Here is a 20461-nt window from a genome sequence, read left to right as displayed (position 1 = left end):
TTCAAAAATAAAGCTGCCATAAATGGCAGCTTTAAATTAACTTAAGCGCCCGTTTCTGATTACTATATATAAACTGTTACAGATTATCCTCTTTAAAAACATAGTAGGGATTTTCGATTAGATTAATTCCTGTACATCCATATCTAATAAAAAAATTTTCTCCATCCCACTCTTCATTTGCATGCATAACACTTCTTAATCCTTTTTCATCTAGTTTTTTATCCTCTTCCTTAGTTATAAGTGCCGTAAAGTAAAACTTTAACAGGATATTATTAATTATTTCTTTATCAGGATAATTTTTCTTCAATTCATAAATCATTTCTTTGAAATATATATTTTTTGGTACTACATGTTCCTTTATAAAAGAACTTTTCTTATTTATTAAGTATTTTTCTAGTGCAGAAGGTGTGATATATTTATGTACCCCAATACCGTTCCAATTATAGTCTATTTCAACAATTTCAGCTGCAGCTGATCGTAAGCTTCTATATACAAAACCCTGGATGAAATTTGTGTTATTTTCGAAGGTATAAATTGATTCGGGATCCATTAATTTTATTGATTGATAATTTTTTATTAACCACTCTGTTGCTCTTCTATATACTAACTTCTCTGCTGTAGTTATCTTTTTTTGCATTTCTTATCCCCCTACAAAACTAAAATACATCAATGTTTTAGTGGAACTCCCATTAGATATTCATCAATTGTCCATTCATGTGATGGATTATTTTTTCTACCAGGTTTAATGCATTGATGCCAAATAGTTTTATCTAATGAGTGTCCGTTTTTCAATAGATATTCACCTATCATTTGTCTTGCCTCTTTCAATCCACCTTTAAGCCTTCCTTCAATTTCAAATAAATTCTTTGAATTTCCATTCTGCCACTCAATTACGATATATCTTCCAGACTCTTTATCCCCTTCTATTGTAAAAAAATGATTTTTCATTACATCTCCTCCTTTATATAGGAAATTCGAACGAAAATAGCTAAACATTTATGGGTATGCTCACATATCTCAAGTTAACTTCAGGCTTTTAGAAAATGGGTAAGAGCTATTTCAGGTCCATTTGGTATTTCAACAAGCTTTGTATTTCTAATAAAGAATCTTTTCGCTTTATTTACATATTGGCCACCAAGTGGATTAATATGGTAGGACAATTGCACCGAACCAAAGTATTTTTTATTACGATCACCCTTACATAGAAAAACAGATCCAACTTTTTCTTCTAAATAATTGTGGATTGATCTAACCAATTCTCTATAAGATCCCTTGTCAACAATTTCTTTTGGCACTAATCCAGTAGAGAGAAATACATAATTGCTATTGTCGATTTCTTGTAGGATTGTTTTCATGTTTTCCTTCATCGTATTTTCATATATACTTGGATGATTAGTCTTTAAATCATCAAGGATTGCTTGTAATTTAAAGGATTTTGGCTCGTAATAAGGATGAACATTTACAATCGTAATTGACCCTATTTCAAATTTGTTTAAATCATTAAAAGCAATGTGAGAACAAATGTTGATTGTTTCGTCTGAAATTAAATCAGTTGCATGGCTAGGGTTCATTAAGATAAATAGTAATTTATTTTTAAAAGAATTATCGAATTCTGCCGTTAAGGAATATCTAACTTTATAGGGAGTATTTGGAACCTCTTGTGGGTCACATATAGCTGCCTTTACATAAGAAGGATACTTTTTAGACATCGGAGTCATTCCTTTCCAATTCTTTTTGTAGTTCTGCTAAGTTTCCTTTGTTCTTCCCAATTTGACTTCAAAATTTCCCCGTCTAATATCAAATAAAAAAGACTAGCAAAAGCTAGACTTCATAGATGTCGGGAGAATGTTTGAAAGTTTTAACAAAATCAACTAGGCATCTTTCGCATATATCAAATTTCCATTTCTCCTCATCATACATGGAGCCATATCCAAAAGATATGTTGAAAGCATGAAATTTATCTTCCTCAAAACCATATTCAGTTATTTTTTCCGTCTCTCCACATTTGTTGCATGTAATTGAAGTAGCTATTTTTTTCGATACATTTACCTCTTTATATTCTTTCATAATTTCAATCTCCCCTCCGATTATTCAATATGTACATAATTATCTATCATACTTCTAGAATATCTCCTGAATCTCATTTTTGGCAATACCTAACAAAGATAAATTAAAATGGGAATTTTAAACCTACTTAACTAAGTAATAGGTTAATGAGAAAAAGCATGTTAGTGATGTCTTTTTAAAGTAAAATAAAGGATATAATACATACATGGAGGCAATTAAATGGCTACCCCAATAACTATTATGAAAAATGATGAGCTATTATTTAAAGCAGCAAATATTCAAGAAGCTGCAAGATTCCTAGCGGATCACCTCAATACAACTATATCTAGGTGCTATGATCCAATCGAACGTAGCTATGTATATAACATTCCTTACTATGTGAATGAAGACGAGTTTTGTTTTGTTACGCCAGAAAAAATTGCAGCCAATCGACGGAAAGAACTTGAGGAAACAGACCATCATAATGCTCGTCGTTTTTGGTTAGTTCCATCTAATCCAGAAGAATTTGACCTGACGGGTGCATTTAGTCGTTTTGATACAATACACTGGAGAAGGTCCGGTAATTATGAAAAAGGCGATATTATATTTATTTACGTTTCTAACAACGTACAAAAAGTACGTTATAAAGTTGAAGTAGTCAAAGGATTAGTACTACCTAATGAAGTCCAATACAATAAAATGTTTTGGAAAGATGAAGAGAAATTTAAGCAATCAAAAACATGGAATTGGTCACGATTTCGCTTAATAGATCAGGTTGATACTACTGAATTATCGTTAGCCCACTTACGTGAACATGGTGTGAAAGGAAATATACAAGGCCCGCAGAAAGTTACTGGGGTACTCCGGGATTATATCATGTTGTTCTTTAATTATGATTTAACAAAAGATTATTATCCTGACGAAGTCCCTGAATCCTTAGAAGAAGGGAAACGTAAATCTGTAACAGTCAACGTATATGAGCGCAACCCTTTTGCTCGCAAGCAATGTATAGACCATTATGGTGTTCAATGTCAAGTTTGTGATTTAAATTTTGAAAACCTATATGGAGAAGTGGGGAAAGATTTTATTCATGTCCATCACATAGTACCACTTCACGATATACAACAGGGCTATGAAGTAAAGCCCATTCAAGACCTAATTCCTGTTTGTCCGAACTGCCATGCTATGCTTCATCGAAAAGAAAATGGTGACTACTTAACGATAGAACAACTAAGAGAACGTATTTTAAATAGGACCTAAATGGTCCTTTTTTGATAATGAAATAGGACTTAGCAAAATATAAAATCTGAAGTTGATGGCTATTCGCACCAGGTAATTTGTGGTGTTTTTAATTCAAATACATTAAAGTTGCTTAATGAAAGAGGTGTGGTGCAACGTGGGTAAAGTATTATCAGGAGATTACAGCGGTTGTTCGATAAGAGCAAACAAAAAGAGTCTAAAAATTGAATACATATCAGCTAGTCCGTTGAACAAGCATAACATTATTAACGTTATTAAAGCCAATTGCAATCAGGTGAGAGTCCAGTTTATTAATAACGGGGGTGAAAAGGAAAGTGTCCTTGATTTAACGGATAATGAATATGAAGTTCTTATGGCTGTTCTTGCAGAGCAGGCTGAACACCACATCGAAGTATTGAAGCCAGCACCAAAATCACCACCAGAACCAACGCAATCTAAGCCAATAACAAGGAAATGTATAACATGCAATGAGGTTAAAAATATTGAATTATACCCAAACTCTACAGCTAGAAAGTGTAATGAATGCAGGGAAAAGGATGCAAAAAGAGCGGAAGAGGCTAGGCTAAGGTATGAGGCAGAACTTGCTGAAGCCTTGAAATATGGTAAGTTTTGTGGTGGCGGTTTTTGTGTAGAAGGAGTTTATAATGATTTGGATAGAATCAGGCCTTTTTCCGCATTCAGAAAAGATAAGCGTTTCAAGGATGGTTATGCTGATTGGTGTATCCAGTGTGAAAAAGGCAGAGAAGAGTACTATGAACATATTTTTTCAGGCGGCACAGCAAGCACATTCCGACAATTGAAATCTGCGTCTGGGCCATTTCCAAACCCAATAAGGTCTACACATACACCAAGCAATCCTAAGAAGTCAGGATTCTGGGCGACTATCAAATCCGCGCTAGGATTAAAAGGAGAAAACTAGCAGCTAAAAGGTCTGTTTCTGAATCAGCTACAGATTGCTTTAGTTTAAGAAACTGAAAAAGGACCTCAGTAGTCCTTTTTTATTTGTTTAATAAAATATTGATTTTATATATCTACTAGATATTTCAAATTCTTTTCACAAATTTCCCTTTACTATATCAAAATAAGTTAATAATAAAAGGAAAAGTAGTTAGCACACCTATCTTTGTAACTGAATTTGATGTTTGGAAACAAAACAGAGACGCTAAATAAATAGCGGCCCAATTAGTTTATCTATATATTCCATTTGGATGAAAATACCCCCACCAGTCTTTCACCTTTTTAAACTTCTTATCATCTGTAACAAATGATTTTACTTCAATTCCAAAGAGATGTTTGTGATAGGCTTTAAACTGTTCGCAACCTCGCATAAGTTCAAGAGCTGCATCTTTCCCCATATGATCTGTAGCGCCAACTACAATAAAAGGGACATCCCCTTCAATCTTAGCATCTTCATAATGCAGTAGTACCTTTCCACCAAAATAAATGTCATATAGTTCCGGTAATTCATCACTTCATAGCTATTTCCATCAACATTAACCTACTCATTGAATCACTCCTTTTCCCTTTAATTATGAACTTATTTTTATCAAGTAAATGGAAGAATTATGAAATTAATTTGAAATATCTGGAGAATAAAATAAGTATTTCATTACATATTCTGGATACACTACCTGTTGAGGTGAAATAAATGAGCAGATTTAAAGTTGTGTTTGAGAATACAATCCAAAGTGGTGGATTTTCATTGGAGCAGTATTTGATAACATTACATCAAGAAAAAGATATGTTGGATTCATTTGATGGTCATCCAGAATATGAATCAGATATGAAGTTGTTCGAAGAGGAAATTGAGAAGTTGAACAAGTTACTGGAGGGCTGATTGCTCTCCTTTTTTATTTTTATAATAGGGATTTTTTATTATAATTCTGTTTACACTCTCTAAAACCGACATATAATCAGTTCATCAAACAAAGGAGATGTTCACTTATGCAAACAAAAATTCTCGACATCTTAAAATCAAAACTTACTACTCAAAATATAATCAGTTCATTAAATTCAGAATTAAAAACAGATATTCAAATACTAAAACTTGAAAGCAGAGTAGCAGAAGAACCTTGGAGTTTTGAATCTTTAGATATTTTCTGGCTTATTCGATCTTCCCAGGGTGCCTCATAGATATCTACCAATGCTTGTTGTAAGGACGTGTGATCCTCCATTTTCATTTGGTTAATTTTATCCAATTCGGCAATGACTTTCGCAATCTCCCAATCATTCATGGCTGCAAGCGTCAAGATGTTTCTCTTTTCTCGTTCCTTCCACAGATCGAGTATGAGCTTCTCCGTCCCGTCAAATTTCTCCAGATCCGCATATGATAACAGCTCCGAAAGGTAAGACATTCCACCTAATGAATCGAGGTCTGGTAAGGTTGTCCATGTGATTAAATCAACATTCTTACCCGCCCGGTTTAACTCCACCATTCTTCGCATGATTTCTTTATGCCGTGTACTTTCTAGCTGTTCAGGTTGAATGATGGTATCTTGGAGCAAGTACTCCGCCTTCATCAAGCTTCCTAAGAACGCTTTTTCTGCCATACTCATCCTTCTTCACCTGCCGTAAGGTCAAGTTTAAATCCACTTGGAATTGCTCTTCCAGCAGGAAATGATTCGGTTGATTGCCTAGGCTTTGGTGTGGAATTTTGACTCACATAAAAGGAATCAATTTCTTCTACGGTCAGTAAGGAGTCATTTACCCAGTTTTTCAGAATCCCAACCACATAACTCAGCCTTCGCTTGTTATTGGCACAGGCAATATTCATCGCTTTTAAAATCACCTCTTTCGGCTGTAAAAAGCTAGAATCCTCTAACCAAACTAACAGCTGCTCTTTCGCATTCACGTTCGAAAAACCAAATCCATTGTTGTCCCAAAACTCAACAATTTCTTTTACATCTACTTCTTTTTGATTATTTTCTTTGTCTGGATTTTTCTCTATATTTGGATTAAAAGCTTCTTGTTGTTGTTTTTCTTTTTTATTATCTTTTTTATTTTCTTCTTCTTTTTGCCCCCTTCTCGTATCACGATGCGTCAACGTATCGTCAAGCTCTCCACATTCGGGTTCTAGATATGTATCATTTTCATCTTGGCCGCTAACTTCTTTGCCGAAAACCAGCTCTTCTTGTTCACAAAATGATTCAAATAGACTGCGAATTTCCTGTTTTTGAATCGCCTTCGAAACATATTGAATCAGTGAGAGATCCTCCACATCCTTTAACTCGGAAAAAATACAATCCATGAACGGTTTCCCGCCTTTATCCAGGTTATATTTCCCCCAGTTCTTGATCGCCAGTTCTCTCGTTTCAGGATTGTAACGAATCAGCTTGTGATGCACGATGAATCGTTCCATTAACGAGTGGACACTCTCAATCGAATAACCCAAATCAAAAGCCATTTGTTTTTTGGTAATCTTATAGATTCCAATTTGAGTCGTTTGTGGATTCGTAAGAAGATAAAGACAGAAGAATTTGTCCTCTGGAGTCATCTCCTCTGACACCATTGGATTCTTCCAAAAATCAGTACGTACCATTCTAAACTTTGCCATCTTCCACCACTGCCTTTCTCCTAAAAAATTCCTTCATACTTGATATATAAATAAATGAAGAAAATGGTCATATGTTTTTCAATAATATGTGAATACTTTATGACACCTTTTCATCACCTTGTCCTTTGCGAGGGATTTAGGTGAAAGCCCGCATCCTTTGCACTTCAACGATATCGAGATTGGCGGGGTAAAGCGAATCGCCAATTTTCAAATTTGAGGGCTTTTTTTGAACGTAAACGTCAAAAAACGCCTTCAAATTTGATTTTTGAAGGCGTTTTTGCAATTTTGATTATTTTTTACCCTTTTTTTGTGAAGCCGTTTATCTAAACTTTCTTAGGTTATAGAAAGAACTGTTCCCCTGTTGCTTCTAAAATATTGGACCAAAAATTAATTGTTAACCTTTGTTTCTGTCCAATCCAAACAATGAATTATTTTGACCACAAGCACCGTTAGGAATAGCCCTATTTTCGGCCTCGTTTATTATCGGATCCGTCCTTCTTGCCTTACTGATTGAGTACATTACGAAATGGTTCGACCAATAATGGCAAGCTGAAACTTGCCTACCTAAGCTTTGCAATTCTCTCCATACCTGCCATCCTAATACTAGTATTTATGTTTATCGAGATTTTTACCGAAATGCTGCCAAAAATAATAAACAACTGATTTATCGGTGCCTGAACTCCAAGAAGATTGATAAACTAGCTTAAATACTTATAAATAGCTTCCTTAACTTTTAATTTAGATTCTTGATTAATGTATTTCCGGTTTGCTGCTGACGGTAGTGGTGAATAATTAGTTTCCTACTAGTTTTTTCTTCCAGAGTTAACCATTTCTGCATTGCTTTTGATTAGCTTCATGGTTTTGCTCTTTTTACCGTTAGGAATTAGTTGATTTTTGGTGTAAACCTACTGCATTCACACTTCCAACAGTCAAAAACAAAGCTCTAATCATCTTTAATCGATTAGAGCTCTATCTTTATTTCAAAAAAAGTATTTACTTCCACACAGAACCTAGCTTCCATGATTCAATGCTATTTACACAAACCTTGCCGCCTTCTGTAAATAGGTTAAACTGCTTGCTAGTATCCTCTGGGAATATCCGATTGGTAATGACCTGCTCCCCATCGTTAACAACTAGCTTAATGGATGTAGTATCCATAAAGATTCGCAGATTAATGGTGCCATCTTTCTTCACTATCAGTGGTGCTTTGCTAATTCCTTTTTCACCGCAGCCAATATGTTCTTTAAATCGATGATAAAGTCTTCAAAAATACTTACTTCTATAAAGATAAACACTTCAACTGTCTCAGTACGGTTATCTACGATCCAATACCCTTTAACTCCTGTCGGTTCATATACTTTTATTTTTAGCTAACGCTCATGTTTGTCAGTTAATGGCGATGATATTTTTACAATTATGGAGAGGGAACCGAATGGTAAACTTGGTTCCTTTTCCTTTTTGGCTTTGGACGGTGATTTTTCCATGAAGCGAGTCGATAATGCGATAGCTCACCATGAGTCCTATGCCGGTTCCTTTTTCTTTCAGGGAATAAAATGGTTGTCCAAGACGTTTCACTTCGTCTTCATTCATCCCCACTCCCTCATCTTGGATTTGGATCATCACATGCTGTGACTCCTGTTTCACGCAAATGGAAACCGCACCACCTTGAGGCATCGCTTCGATTCCATTTTTGATGATATTGAGGAAGGCTTGTTTCATTTTTGGGGGATGACCCAATATCGCACACTCTTGCTCCGGAAGTCGGACGTCTATGCTTACTTTTCGTTCTAAAGCATAGGAGTAGAGAATCTTGACGACTGTTTGTATTTTTTGGCAAACATCGACGGACTCTTTCGTATCCGCTTCTGGCTTGGCAAGCGAAAGATATTCGGTAATGACGTCATTCGTTCGATCCACTTCTTCTATACAAATTTGAACATACCTTTTATACGTCTCTGAAATTGGCGATTGTAGAAGTAACTGAAGAAATCCTCGATTGGTCTGCATGGGATTTCGAACTTCATGAGCAAAGGAACTGGCCAATTCTCCGAGTATCTTATATTTTTCCGCCTGTTGAGCTTCCATGTGTAACTGGGCATTTTCCCTTAAGGTTTCAATCAAAAAGACGGTTACGATGGTGGCAGCACATATCGCTAAAATTTCCTGAAGTGTGTGGCTAAAAAAATCCATCTCTTGAAAATCCACGAGGATGAAGATCAAGGACATCCCCGATGTTATCATCCAAGCCAGTTTCATTCGACCTGCTCGATCCTGTTGGATGAAACGTGGATATGCTAAAAAAAACATGGGTAAGAAGAAAAGGACTTCGTATGCCGTTGAATAAAAACCTGACCCCCCGAAATACCACCGATACAACAATAAGATGATCGTGAGAACAATACCTGTTGCGTATCCACCTCCATAAAATATACCTATCATAAGAGCTACAAACCGTAGGTCATTTCGCTCGTTTACATCCGAATAGATCGGGAATGACATGCACAATACTAACGTAATCGTTGCCAAGAAACTGAAAATTAATTTTTGACGTTTCGTTTCGATGAATTGATGACGATTGGTTAAATACATAGAATAAAAAAAGACAGGGATCAAAATAATCATTACTTGTAAGAGCAAGTTTTTAGTATGTTCCATACAGTTTACCTCATTGTTAAGATCATTCTAGTATAAAAGAAAACCGAATATAAAAACAGAAGAAAAAAATGGGTTCTGAATACTGTGGGGACGGTTCGGGATTGGTGAAAATCAGACATTATGCGTTACTGGCAAATCTTCATTCTTCTTGGGCAATCAAAAATTTTGCGAAAAGATCTTACCCATAAAATAACGAAAAGGCCCGACTAGCTCCCATCTGCTAGTCGGGCCTTTTCACGCGCAAAATTTCCGATTGTCCCCTTAAAGAAGAACGAAATCGCTAACGCGATGGCTCTTTAAAAGCCCAATATCAAATAATTTTATAAAAAAACAAAAAAGTATGTTCTCTATGTGGTATTGTTTAATCGCCAAACCAAACAATCCATAGAAGGACATACTTTTTCTTATGCCAATTATATCACAACTTACTACTAGATGTCGTGCTCCTCCTTTTGATGATTGATTAATCAACTAATCTACTTATTCAATCATCAGGAGGAATTTTTATAAAGCATTATTATAAAAAAATAGAACTATACTTTGATCTTAAAGGTACTCCCGATTCGTCAAGAGAATCCTATTGGAGACGAATACGGGCATTCTTATCTTTTATGCAGAGTTCAAATAAATCCATAGAGGATATGAAAGAAGAGGATATTCAACAATATATCCTCTTCCTAAAAAAAGAAAAAGGTCTCTCGGCAGGGACCATTAATAATTATATATATACGCCTCCCTGCTCTTAGCTCGATCGGAACACGGTTTGCATTATAAAGTTCTAAAGTGATATGCCCTTCAAAGCCTGGATCCACCCATCCGGCATTTTGAATAAACAAGCCTAATCTTCCAATGGAGCTTCTTCCTTCTACAAAAGCCGTCATATTATTAGGTAAGCTGATACAACTCAAGGGTAGATCCTAATAAAAAGGATTGAGGTGGCATGATGATAATATCTTTACGAAATTCTTTATAGTCAGCGGGTTTGTCGATTGTAATAAGCGGAACAGCATTTTCATCCACTGTTAAAAAATGATTTGCCAACCTTAAATCAACAGATGCAGACTGAAGTTGTGACGTTGAAAACGGATCAATAATTAGCTCCTGATCCTTTAACCTCTTCAAGATTGTCTTATCAGAAAGAATCACAATCTAATACCCCCCAATAATTTTCTTATTGATTTAAATACTGATACTCGTTTACTTTGATTTGTTCTATGGAAATTTACAGTACTATCATCTTATTTTCCCCTATTAGGGTCTTTACAAAAAGCATGCGCCTTTGTCGAATAAAGGCGCACATACGGTAAAATGGTCTTCCAGTTGATTTAGTTATTCATTTCTATTTTGTTTCGCGATGCAATGTATGTTTTTTTAAACGCGGGCAATACTTTTTTAATTCAGGCGTTCTGGGTGTGTCCGTTTATTTTTTGTCGTAATATAGTTTCGATTTCCGGTTTCTGTACACGCTAAGGTAATTTTTACTCTCATTTTGAAATCCTCCCAATTTTTTGTTTTATGCTTCCACAAATGGTGGTAGTGGGTCTTTAAATACAGACCACTCTCTCTTTAGTTCCTCTTCTGTTAATAAACAGTCATCAAGTGTTTTTTCAATCTCTGTTTGATTCATGTCCATTCCAATCATGACAAGCTCTGTCAACCGATCACCATAAACTGGATCCCATCTTTCCAGCAGTTCTGGTTCTTCCTGTAAAACTTGTTGTTTCTCCTCTTCAGGGTAGGCTGCTATCCATTCACCAGCACCTTGAATGGTAATGGATGGACCAGCTTGTGACAGTAAAGCTGCTATATTATTTCGGGACGCCAGCCATAAGAAGCCCTTTGCCCGAACAACTTCTACAGGCCACTCTTCTAACCAGTTCATTAATCTTTCCGGGTGAAAAGGAAGTCGTCTTCGGTAAACGATAGAAGAGATTCCGTACTCCTCTGTTTCCGGTATATGTTCATTATTTAATTCTTTTATCCAGCCGGCACCTTGGCTTGCTTTCTCAAAATTAAACAGTACTGTATTCAAAACTTGGTCCAATGGAACACTGGCATGATCAGTTTCAATCATGCGGGCCTCCGGATTTAGTTTTTGAAGGACTGTTTTTAATTCACGTCTGTCGTTCTCGTCTACTAGGTCCAATTTATTTAATAAAATAATGTTGGCAAACTCAATTTGGTCAAATAACAAATCGACTACTTCTCTTGTATCGGTTTCATCAGTCCCCTGTTTCCGATCTAGCAGGCTTTCCCCGGAAGCAAAATCATGCCAGAAGCGATTCGCATCGACAACAGTCACCATAGCATCGAGCCTGCAAAAAGCCGATAAATCAATTCCTAAATTTTCATCTACGTAGGTAAACGTTTGGGCTACGGTTATCGGCTCACTAATGCCGGTTGATTCAATGACAATGTAATCAAGATCCCCTATAACCGCAAGCTTCTCCACTTCTTTTATTAAATCTTCCCTCAGCGTGCAGCAAATGCAACCATTCTGCATTTCCACCAGTTTTTCTTCTGTACGTGAAAAACCTCCTTGTTTTACTAAAGACGCATCAATATTAATTTCACTCATATCATTAACGATGACAGCAACCTTTTTATCTTCCCGGTTTGCTAAAATGTGATTTAATAATGTTGTTTTTCCTGCCCCTAAATACCCACTTAATACGGTTACCGGTATTTTCTTCATTTTGTTTCTCCTTTATAAATCTGAATGATTACGATTTTGATGATAGACTGTACATGATTATAATAGTAATCCCTACCCCCTCTCCCCTGGTAGGACAAGCTGTTAACAAAGAGTACTTAGTCCACACATAGTTAGGATAAGGTAAATTGAGTAGTGTAAGAGTTTTTAATAGTCGTAATATCTATATCTTTCCCAATTAAGACTATACAAGGATCTGCTTCAAGTTTTTGCGGAAAATCACCTATATGCACTTGATTCGAACTATATTGAAATGGATACAAACCCGGTTTATCTTTCAAGAATATGTATCCTTTGCCACGCATAATCCCTTCTGGTAATGATTTTAGCCATTTTTTTAGCTGTCTTTTAGTTACAGAAGGAACATCTTGAATCGTAATGGTTTTAATGCTGGCGTGCTGTACATGTTCATGATGGTGTGTATGGTCATGATTGCAAGTAGAATGTCTAGGATCACCATAACTATCGGTTTGGTGTTTATGTGAAACGACGGTAGTATTTGATCGTTTTTGTAGTAATTCTCCTATATCCACGTTTCCATAGGAAGCCTTCATTACTTGTGTATTGTTATCTAGCAACTTAGTGAGTTTAGCATCTATTTTTTGTAATTGTTTTTCATTCACCAGATCCACTTTATTGAGCACGACAGTTGTAGCTCCCTTAATTTGGTTTTTAAGCAAGTCACGAACTGTTTTCGAAGTAAAAATATCTTGATTTTCTAGGTATGAACTTGCATCAATCATACTAATGACGGATTGAATGTCAAAAGAGTGCACATAAGGAGGACTAGCCATTACTTCTACGATTTCTAACGGATTCGCAACACCTGTCCCTTCAACGAATAATGCATCTATAGGTTTTTCGGTGTGCATTTCTAAAAGTGATGTTAATGTTGCTTTTAAATCGTCTTGAATGGAACAACAGATACATCCATCTAATAACTCAAATACATTCTCGTCTTCAAACAAGTAACTTTCTACATTCACACTGCCTAGCTCATTTAATAGAATGGCAGCTTTTTTTTGTTGAGATTTGCAATACTTTAATAAATGTAGCAGCAATGTTGTTTTTCCGCTTCCCAAAAACCCTGAAATAATATAAGTGGGTATTTTTTTCATCGTAATCCTCCTCGTCAACATATACTTTCAGTAAAACGTAAAGATTTTATCTTATATAACAACAGATATGCACCGCTCTCCATATAATGCATAATGACGGCATTTATAAAAATTATGTTTAAAAAGGCAATAAATCCAAACTTTCTAAAACAATTTGTTCCTAGAAAACTCCAACCTTTTATGTAATCCGTCACTATAAACTACTAACAATCCGTGCCGCTGCCTGGCGTGCCCCAGAGATATTGCGAGCAATCGTCCATTTATACATACACCTCACCTCTCTTAAATCGTAATCATTACGATTTAAACTTGATACTTGATAATTTATCACTTTTTTATTCAATGAGCAAGTTCCTTTCGTAAAAAATATTAAAAATATTTGTTCCTTGTTGCTGTATACAGTTTAGCCTTTCAGTATTTTGTTTCTGTGCAGTATGCACTACATATGTTGTTTTCAGGGTGAGGACCGTCAATGGAAAGAGAATGAAACAAGATTAAGTGAACTTGTTTTTATTGGAATAAACAAGAATTAGAACAGTAATTTATTCATTGTATGGCGCAAATCAACAGAACTCTTCATCATGACATGACAAATCAGCTATAGAAAAAGAAAACTCAGTTTAGAAATGAATGCCCATCTCTAATTATGAACAAAAAAGCTAATTCCTTGGAATCAGCTTTTTTGTTATTTAATAATGCTGTTCCTCTCTGCTCATTAGGAGAAATATTACTCATGTTATTTGAAAGGGACATGAACGGTATCAATAAAATCATTTAGGACAAGAGATAGTATGATCACAAAAATGAAAAAAGAAGATTTCATAATGATTATGAACAATGAAGAAGATGGATCACAAACTTCACAATCACAGTCCGCCCCTTTTAAATCACTGTTTAAAAGACGGAAAAAACCGATTATAAAAAGACTTACCATGGCAAACAACAAAAAAGGAATCATCTCAGGTTCCAGTATGATCAAGACTTTTTTTGATACATATAGCTTAAAAATCACTAAACTAATACCAATTAATAAAATTCCTTGTAGTTCGTTGTTGAATTGCCAAATAGGGACCTGCTTTTCTTTCATTCTTTAACCTCCATGTATTAGGTAGCCGGCCAGTAATGAGAGGCCAAGTACTGTTATAGTGATGACAAAAAAATAGAATAGTACAAAGCGAACTTTGAACGAAGATAACATAACAAATACATTCTTTAAATCCAAAATTGGACCATAAACTAAAAAACCCAATATCGCACCTGGAAGAAATACATGTCCTAGAGAAGCCGCAACAAAGGCATCCGCTTCTGAACAAAGTGACAGAATAAAGGCAAACGCCATCATCATAATGGTTGAGTTTACAGGTTCTTTTGCCGTTTCAATAAGCATGGATTGCTGGACATACACTTGAGCAATGCTTGCAAGAAATGCACCGATGATAAACACCTTACCCACTGCAAAAAATTCCTGGGAAGTATGATGCAATACCCCCTTTAACTTTGAAGCTCCTCTGTTTCGATTTAATGGCCTTTGCAGAGTCAAATCTTCTGTATTAAATTTAAGAATATTTGTTTTCTTGAAACTAACATAAATTACCGTCCCCGCAATGAGAGCTGTGATTATACACAAAATAAATCGCCCGTAAATAATTTCAGGATGTCTTTGAAAGGCATAAAACGTCGAACCGAATACAATAAAATTCAAAATGGGAGCACCAATCAGAAGTACGGTGCCGGCATGCACTGGCATACCCTTTTGAATCAATCTTCTGACCACCGGGATGATTGCGCATTCACACACAGGAAGGATAGCAGCTGCCATTAACGCAGTAATCATTGCCGGAATAGGCCTCTTGGGGATAACTCTCTGTATGATTTCTTCGGTTATAAATATTTGAATAACTGATGCCATTAATGCGCCAATAACTATAAAAGGAAGTGCTTCAAGTAAAATGCCAAGAAAAACAACAAATACAGTCCTCCATTCACCTTGAAAAATGACTCCTATGATTTGAAGGGTTTCATGATTTCCAAAGAAAAAAAGATAAACAAAAAGCAAAAAAAGTCCATAAAGAAATATGTCCTTTACAGGAGATGAAATTGACATATATAGCTCCTTTAAAACGAAATAATTACGATTTATTTTTATGCTTGTCTACTTTATTACATTCCTGTTTTTCTTTTTTGAGCCAAACAAAAGGGTTTCAAATGATGATAACTTTTTGTACTTACATTGCTTAATTTATTCCAAGGCAAAACGTGGTGTTGTGTCTATGCTTCGTTAGTAATTGTAGAGATTCAGTGTAAAACATTTATTTACTGTGTTGGAAAAGAATCGTTGGATTTCCTTTCAGAGACTGTTGACAATCTAATTCGTAATCATTACTATTATTAAGTATTAATTGTAATGGTATCTTGGAGTAAGTACTCCGCCTTCATCAAGCTTCCTAAGAATGCTTTTTCTACCATACTCATCCCTCTTCACCTGCCGTAAGGTCAAGTTTAAATCCACCTGGAATCGCTCTTCCGACAGGAAATGATTCGGTAGATTGCCTAGGCTTTGGTACAGGCTTTTGGTTCTCATGATAGGAATCAATTTCTTCTACGGTCAGTAAAGATTCATTTTCCCAGTTTTTCAGAATCCCAACCACATAGCTTAGCCTTCGCTTGTTATTGGCACAGGCAATATTCATCGCTTTTAAAATCACCTCTTTCGGTTGTAAAAAGATAGAATCATCTAACCATACTAACAGCTGCTCTTTCGCATTCATGTTCGAAAAACCAAAGCCATTGTTGTCCCAAAACTCAATAATTTCTTTTACATCTACAACTTTTTGATTATTTTCTGTGTCTGGATTTTTCTCTTTATTTGGATTAAAAGCTTCTTGTTGTTGTTTTTCTTATTTATTATCTTTTTTATTTTCTTCTTCTTTTTGCCCCCTTCTCGTATCACGATACGTCAACGTATCGTCATGCTTTCCACATTCTATTTCTAGATATGTATCATTTTCATCTTGGTCGCTCACTTCGTTGCCGTGAATCATTTCTTCTTGTTTACAAAAAGATTCATAGAGGCTGCGAATTTCCTGTTCATTATTTACACATAAAAAAAGCTACCAATGTTTGATCGGCAGCTTCAAGTTGTTATTTGATAAAACCCTTTTGTGTTTTGATGTAAGACATCTGAAACTTCCTCAGCGGAAAGCTTCTTGAGCAGAGCGATTTTCCATATGGATTCCTCCATCATATTCGGATGGGTCATTTTCCCTGCAAATGGACCTTCAAATGGCCAAGGACCATCTGTTTCAACCATCATGAGCTCGAGAGGATAGACGCTGACAAGCTGCTGGATTTCTTGTTCATACACCACATCCGGAGTAATAGAAATATGGTAGCCGTTTCTTATCATTCGGTCTATTGTTTTCTGATCCCCTTTAAACCAATGAAAATGCGCTTTGGAAACAGAATATTTTTCGAGAAGGTCACAAACGAGAGGCGCATCATCGTAAACAGCATGAAGAACAATCGGTTTGTCCCATATTTTCGCCTTACTTATAAACACTTCTAATACTTCAAGATAAGGAGCAATCGAAATCCCCTGCTCTTGCCTTAAGTAGTATGGCAGCCCCACCTCTCCTACAGCAATCATCTCGTCACGGTGGTCGTCCATCCAATTTAGCAGCCCCTTTAGCTCGTTTTCAGAAGGCAATGCTTGTTCTGGATGGTAGCCAAATGCAGGTTTTACCTTTTGATATTTTTGTGAAAGCAAAAGGTTTCTTTTACTGGAATCCAAATGAAAGGATACAGAAATCAAGGCTTCGATATGGGCAGAATCCAATACAATCCTTTTGATTTCCTCATCCTGATAGCGATCCAAATGTATATGAGCGTCGATCATGTTCATTTGATTTCACCTACTAATTGGTAATATACATCCCTTTTCCGTTGAATAAAGCTTTCATCTAGTAGAATACCTTCGTGCCGCGGCCTTTCAAATGGAACCTCTATGTTTGAAACGACCTTTGCTTGCTTACCAGACAGCATCATCACTCGATCGGATAGAAACAGTGCTTCCTCAATATGATGAGTAATAAAAAGAATAGTCCTTCGATGTGATTCCCACATTTCCAATAACCATTTCTGCATTTCAAACCGGGTTAGCTCATCTAATGCTGAAAAGGGCTCATCAAGACAGATCACCTCTTGCGGGCTCAATAAGGCACGGATAAAAGCAGCCCGTTGCTTCATTCCTCCAGATAGCATGTGAGGATAGGCGTTTTCATAATCAGAGAGTCCTGCAATCGCCAGCATTTCTCGTGCTGCTTTTACCTCTTTTTTTCCCTGAAGCTCTTGGCCAAGAAGGACATTTTCAAGTATCGTCCTCCACGGGAAAAGAGAAGAAGTTTGAGGCATATAGCTAATAAAACCACGCTTGCCATTAACGCACTGGTTGTCTAATAGGATCTCCCCTTCATCTGGTGAAAGAATTCCTCCTATTAAATTGAAAATGGTGCTTTTCCCACTACCTGAAGGGCCAATAATAGAAACAAATTCATCTTTATTAATGGAAAAATCAAGGTCATTCAGTACTTCATTTTGCCCGAAACGTTTCGAAACGTTTTGAAAACGAAGATAGCTCATTTTTTCTCATCCCCTTTCGGCTGCCAGCGAACCACTCTTCGTTCCATAAAAACGATTAAAAAGAAAAATAAGAGGCTTAAGAACATGATGGTAAAAATGGCAACGAACACCCGGTCCGTTCGAAAAGACGACGATGCGAATGTCATAAAGACACCAATCCCCTGCTTAGCACCAAGCCATTCAGAAATAACGGCACCCATTACACTATACGTGGCAGAAACCTTAAAGCCTGAAAAAATCGAGGGCAACGAAAACGGCAGCTCCAATTTCCAAAAAAGCTGTGTTTTGGATGCACCTGCCATCCTCATATAATGCTTCAACTCTGAAGGGGTTTGGCTAAATCCATCTAAGGCGGCCACTGTAATGGGAAAGAAACATACAAGGGTGATGACAATCATTTTGGGCAATAAGCCAAACCCAAACCAAATCACCAACAGTGGAGCCAGAACGATAATGGGAACATTTTGCGATAAAATCAACAACGGATAAAAAGAATCCCTTAAAACAGGTACCAGATGGAATAAAATGGCGACTGCCAGTCCAATGAATGCTCCAACTACAAATCCAAATAATGAAATTTTAACCGTTGAAAACACATCTGGATAAAAATCACGCCAACCGGCAATGGCCTCTGTGAAAATCTTTGATGGCGGCGGAAGAAGCCATTCCGGCACTTCTGCTATTTTAACGACAATCTCCCAAATGACAAACAAAAGGAGGAGAACTAAAATCGGTCTCCACCCTTTTACAAGATTCTTCCTCATGATCGATATTTCTCCGTTAAGTCATCCATGGAAATGCCTGTTGGCTGATAAAGGATTTTCACTTGAGAAATGACATTTTTGCTTCCCATTTCAATCATTCGTTCATTCATTTTTGAAATCACGGTAAATAATTCGTGCAGTTCGCCTTCCATTGTTGTTTCTAACGGGTGTACCTCATATTTCACACCAGATTCAACAATGACTTTAATGGCTTCATCAACGTATGGAATGACGTCTTGTCCATCCTTTGTTTTCGGTATGATTTGAATGCTGATTAATGAATTTGCCATGTTTTTCTACCCCCTAGTGTTTTGGTAAAAATTCATTTGTAAATGCTTTTTTCGCATCTAATTTCTTGTCAAGAAGCTTATTATCATACATCCATTGCGCATAATTTTCCCAAACCTCTTGCTTTTGAATTCCCCATTCCTTTGCATCATCCTGATATTTTGGAGACAACCATTCTTGACTCTTCTTTACAAGCTTTGGATCTAAATCCGGTGCTGCTTTAATCAGGATATCTGCAGCTTGATCAGGGTTTTTAATGGCAAATTCATACCCCTTGGCAGCGGCATTTACGAACGCCTTAACCGTTTCAGGGTTCTCTTCGATCATTTTTTCATTTGTTTCTAAAACAGGTGTATAGTAGTCCAGTTTGTCAGAGTAATCTGTTAAGTAAACCATATTAATTTTTTCATTACGAAGGTCTGCTTCTACACCAGTCCACCCATAGTAAATCCAAGCGAAATCGATGTCTCGTTTCACAGCCGTAAAAAAGTCCGTATCCCCCATGTTCACGATTTTCACCTTATTAGTATCAGCGTTTTCCTTTTTCATTAGAGAAGTGATGACAGATTTTTCGACTGGCGAGCCCCATCCACCGTATGTTTTTCCTTCAAAATCCTTCGGAGATTGAATCTGTTTGCCAACAGGTGAAGCGAATCCTGATGTATTGTGCTGAATCACTGCAGCGATCGATACGAGCGGCACCCCTTGTATACGTGCCTGAGTAATCGCTTCTTGGTAGCCAACACCAAATTGCGACTTGCCAGAAGCTACTAGTTGGTCAGCACCGGTCTCACCTGGCATGATAATATCCACATCCAAGCCTTCTTTTTTAAAGAATCCTTTTTCTTTTGCAACATATAATCCAGTATGATTGGTATTTGGCGTCCAATCCAGTACAATCGAGACCTTTTTAAGCGGTTGTTTTTTTCCTTTTACGTTTTCTGTTTCTTTTTTGCTGCTACATCCAGTCATTAGAAAGACTGATAGGACTAGTACTAGCCATTTCTTCATTTTGAATCCTCCATATGTAAAAATAATATCTAAAGTGAAACAAAATAAATAGGCTGAAACCTCAGTGTTGGTTTGAAGGCAAAAACTTGCTTAAACAAAATAAAGCACCCAGGCAAAGAAACCTGAGTGCATATCAGCAAACAATTAATTGTTTAAGAATATGTTCCCTCCGCCGGTATCAACCAGATCAGGTTCCAAGGGTCATCGTCTCACGGACTAAATCTCAACCGGCATCACCGGTTCCCCCACATTACATCGTATTCCACTCCATATCCTACTATTATATCAGTCAAGGCAGACAATGCCAACTGCTTTTATCTATTTATGCTTGTTAACAAATACTTCCTATCATGAAACATCCAGTTCTCATCTTCTGTATAATTTCACTCCCATGAAAATTCAAAAAGCCAAAAAA

At 36.5% G+C, this 20461-nt stretch carries 26 protein-coding genes, 1 pseudogene and 1 riboswitch; of the genes and pseudogenes, 4 read left to right on the top strand and 23 right to left on the bottom strand.

Features of this window, described 5'->3' with window-relative positions; genetic code table 11:
* Nucleotides 1-76 precede the first annotated feature (76 nt).
* The 4 genes from CCK98_RS16355 to CCK98_RS16340 all read right to left on the bottom strand — a co-directional run bounded on the left by CCK98_RS16355 (nt 77) and on the right by CCK98_RS16340 (nt 2067).
* Nucleotides 77-637, bottom strand: a complete 561-nt coding sequence (locus tag CCK98_RS16355; RefSeq protein WP_088087535.1) for a hypothetical protein — start codon at nt 635-637, stop codon at nt 77-79.
* A gap of 29 nt (nt 638-666) precedes the next feature.
* The gene (locus CCK98_RS16350; protein ID WP_088087534.1) at nt 667-948 is read right to left on the bottom strand and encodes a hypothetical protein; all 282 of its coding nucleotides are present in this window, start codon (nt 946-948) and stop codon (nt 667-669) included.
* A gap of 80 nt (nt 949-1028) precedes the next feature.
* On the bottom strand, nt 1029-1709 hold the full coding sequence (locus CCK98_RS16345; RefSeq protein WP_179195830.1) for a DUF1643 domain-containing protein: 681 nt from the start codon (nt 1707-1709) through the stop codon (nt 1029-1031).
* A gap of 112 nt (nt 1710-1821) precedes the next feature.
* The gene (locus CCK98_RS16340; RefSeq protein WP_088087532.1) at nt 1822-2067 is read right to left on the bottom strand and encodes a hypothetical protein; all 246 of its coding nucleotides are present in this window, start codon (nt 2065-2067) and stop codon (nt 1822-1824) included.
* A gap of 219 nt (nt 2068-2286) precedes the next feature.
* Here CCK98_RS16340 and CCK98_RS16335 point away from each other — a divergent pair, with 219 nt between their 5' ends.
* Together CCK98_RS16335 and CCK98_RS16330 are read left to right on the top strand one after the other, a co-directional pair.
* Entirely contained in the window at nt 2287-3306 is a 1020-nt protein-coding gene (locus tag CCK98_RS16335) for an HNH endonuclease (protein WP_088087531.1), read from the top strand.
* Nucleotides 3307-3442: 136 nt separating this feature from the next.
* Nucleotides 3443-4225: a hypothetical protein gene (locus CCK98_RS16330; RefSeq protein WP_088087530.1), complete on the top strand. Its 783-nt coding sequence runs from the start codon at nt 3443-3445 to the stop codon at nt 4223-4225.
* A gap of 268 nt (nt 4226-4493) precedes the next feature.
* Here the strand turns inward: CCK98_RS16330 and CCK98_RS35450 are convergent, their stop codons facing one another.
* Nucleotides 4494-4661, bottom strand: coding sequence for a hypothetical protein (locus CCK98_RS35450; RefSeq protein ID WP_179195829.1), 168 nt, complete (start codon nt 4659-4661; stop codon nt 4494-4496).
* Nucleotides 4662-4954: 293 nt separating this feature from the next.
* On the opposite strand from CCK98_RS35450, the gene CCK98_RS16325 reads away from it, so the two are divergent.
* Nucleotides 4955-5143 carry a hypothetical protein gene (locus CCK98_RS16325; protein WP_088087529.1) on the top strand — a complete coding sequence of 63 codons (189 nt, stop codon included), beginning with the start codon at nt 4955-4957 and terminating at the stop codon, nt 5141-5143.
* A 196-nt stretch (nt 5144-5339) separates the two neighbouring features.
* On the opposite strand, the gene CCK98_RS16320 is transcribed toward CCK98_RS16325, so the two are convergent.
* The 4 genes from CCK98_RS16320 to CCK98_RS16305 all read right to left on the bottom strand — a co-directional run bounded on the left by CCK98_RS16320 (nt 5340) and on the right by CCK98_RS16305 (nt 9514).
* Nucleotides 5340-5861, bottom strand: a complete 522-nt coding sequence (locus tag CCK98_RS16320; RefSeq protein WP_256942372.1) for a DnaB-like helicase N-terminal domain-containing protein — start codon at nt 5859-5861, stop codon at nt 5340-5342.
* Entirely contained in the window at nt 5858-6859 is a 1002-nt protein-coding gene (locus tag CCK98_RS16315) for a DnaD domain protein (RefSeq protein ID WP_256942371.1), read from the bottom strand. The genes CCK98_RS16320 and CCK98_RS16315 overlap by 4 nt, the downstream gene beginning before the upstream one ends.
* A gap of 993 nt (nt 6860-7852) precedes the next feature.
* Nucleotides 7853-8074 (bottom strand): GH32 C-terminal domain-containing protein, encoded by a 222-nt coding sequence (locus CCK98_RS16310; RefSeq protein ID WP_256942560.1) that lies wholly within the window; start codon nt 8072-8074, stop codon nt 7853-7855.
* A 171-nt stretch (nt 8075-8245) separates the two neighbouring features.
* Complete coding sequence (locus CCK98_RS16305) at nt 8246-9514, bottom strand: ATP-binding protein (RefSeq protein WP_088087527.1); 1269 nt, start codon at nt 9512-9514, stop codon at nt 8246-8248.
* 482 nt (nt 9515-9996) lie between these two features.
* On the opposite strand from CCK98_RS16305, the gene CCK98_RS36840 reads away from it, so the two are divergent.
* Nucleotides 9997-10260 carry a phage integrase N-terminal SAM-like domain-containing protein gene (locus CCK98_RS36840; protein ID WP_306298990.1) on the top strand — a complete coding sequence of 88 codons (264 nt, stop codon included), beginning with the start codon at nt 9997-9999 and terminating at the stop codon, nt 10258-10260.
* Here the strand turns inward: CCK98_RS36840 and CCK98_RS36835 are convergent.
* From CCK98_RS36835 to CCK98_RS16240, 14 genes and pseudogenes are all read right to left on the bottom strand, one after another.
* Nucleotides 10192-10395: a hypothetical protein gene (locus tag CCK98_RS36835; RefSeq protein ID WP_306298989.1), complete on the bottom strand. Its 204-nt coding sequence runs from the start codon at nt 10393-10395 to the stop codon at nt 10192-10194. The genes CCK98_RS36840 and CCK98_RS36835 overlap by 69 nt on opposite strands.
* Before the next feature lie 4 nt (nt 10396-10399).
* On the bottom strand, nt 10400-10660 hold the full coding sequence (locus CCK98_RS36830; RefSeq protein WP_306298945.1) for a hypothetical protein: 261 nt from the start codon (nt 10658-10660) through the stop codon (nt 10400-10402).
* Nucleotides 10661-10853: 193 nt separating this feature from the next.
* Nucleotides 10854-11002, bottom strand: a pseudogene (gene rpmG / locus CCK98_RS16290) (50S ribosomal protein L33).
* Nucleotides 11003-11027: 25 nt separating this feature from the next.
* Entirely contained in the window at nt 11028-12209 is a 1182-nt protein-coding gene (locus CCK98_RS16285) for a GTP-binding protein (RefSeq protein WP_088087525.1), read from the bottom strand.
* A 131-nt stretch (nt 12210-12340) separates the two neighbouring features.
* Complete coding sequence (locus CCK98_RS16280) at nt 12341-13345, bottom strand: GTP-binding protein (protein WP_179195828.1); 1005 nt, start codon at nt 13343-13345, stop codon at nt 12341-12343.
* 736 nt (nt 13346-14081) lie between these two features.
* The gene (locus CCK98_RS16275) at nt 14082-14432 is read right to left on the bottom strand and encodes a DUF1980 domain-containing protein (RefSeq protein WP_088087523.1); all 351 of its coding nucleotides are present in this window, start codon (nt 14430-14432) and stop codon (nt 14082-14084) included.
* A gap of 3 nt (nt 14433-14435) precedes the next feature.
* Complete coding sequence (locus CCK98_RS16270) at nt 14436-15449, bottom strand: permease (protein ID WP_088087522.1); 1014 nt, start codon at nt 15447-15449, stop codon at nt 14436-14438.
* A 364-nt stretch (nt 15450-15813) separates the two neighbouring features.
* The gene (locus CCK98_RS36355; RefSeq protein ID WP_256942558.1) at nt 15814-16152 is read right to left on the bottom strand and encodes a DnaD domain protein; all 339 of its coding nucleotides are present in this window, start codon (nt 16150-16152) and stop codon (nt 15814-15816) included.
* Between the two features lie 90 nt (nt 16153-16242).
* Nucleotides 16243-16386, bottom strand: coding sequence for a hypothetical protein (locus tag CCK98_RS36350; protein WP_256942370.1), 144 nt, complete (start codon nt 16384-16386; stop codon nt 16243-16245).
* Between the two features lie 92 nt (nt 16387-16478).
* A complete protein-coding gene (locus CCK98_RS16260; protein ID WP_179195827.1) occupies nt 16479-17246 on the bottom strand; it encodes a TatD family hydrolase in 768 nt (255 codons plus the stop codon).
* Nucleotides 17243-17983, bottom strand: a complete 741-nt coding sequence (locus CCK98_RS16255) for an ABC transporter ATP-binding protein (protein ID WP_088087521.1) — start codon at nt 17981-17983, stop codon at nt 17243-17245. The genes CCK98_RS16260 and CCK98_RS16255 overlap by 4 nt, the downstream gene beginning before the upstream one ends.
* On the bottom strand, nt 17980-18747 hold the full coding sequence (locus CCK98_RS16250) for an ABC transporter permease (protein WP_088087520.1): 768 nt from the start codon (nt 18745-18747) through the stop codon (nt 17980-17982). Before CCK98_RS16250 ends, CCK98_RS16255 begins: the two co-directional genes overlap by 4 nt.
* On the bottom strand, nt 18744-19037 hold the full coding sequence (locus CCK98_RS16245) for a thiamine-binding protein (RefSeq protein WP_088087519.1): 294 nt from the start codon (nt 19035-19037) through the stop codon (nt 18744-18746). Before CCK98_RS16245 ends, CCK98_RS16250 begins: the two co-directional genes overlap by 4 nt.
* Before the next feature lie 13 nt (nt 19038-19050).
* On the bottom strand, nt 19051-20046 hold the full coding sequence (locus tag CCK98_RS16240) for an ABC transporter substrate-binding protein (RefSeq protein ID WP_088087518.1): 996 nt from the start codon (nt 20044-20046) through the stop codon (nt 19051-19053).
* A gap of 147 nt (nt 20047-20193) precedes the next feature.
* Nucleotides 20194-20303: riboswitch (TPP riboswitch) on the bottom strand.
* Nucleotides 20304-20461 lie beyond the last annotated feature (158 nt).

Source organism: Bacillus sp. OV166, assembly GCF_900177675.1.
Lineage (GTDB): Bacteria > Bacillota > Bacilli > Bacillales > Cytobacillaceae > Neobacillus.
This window is presented reverse-complemented; position numbering and strand designations above follow the sequence as displayed.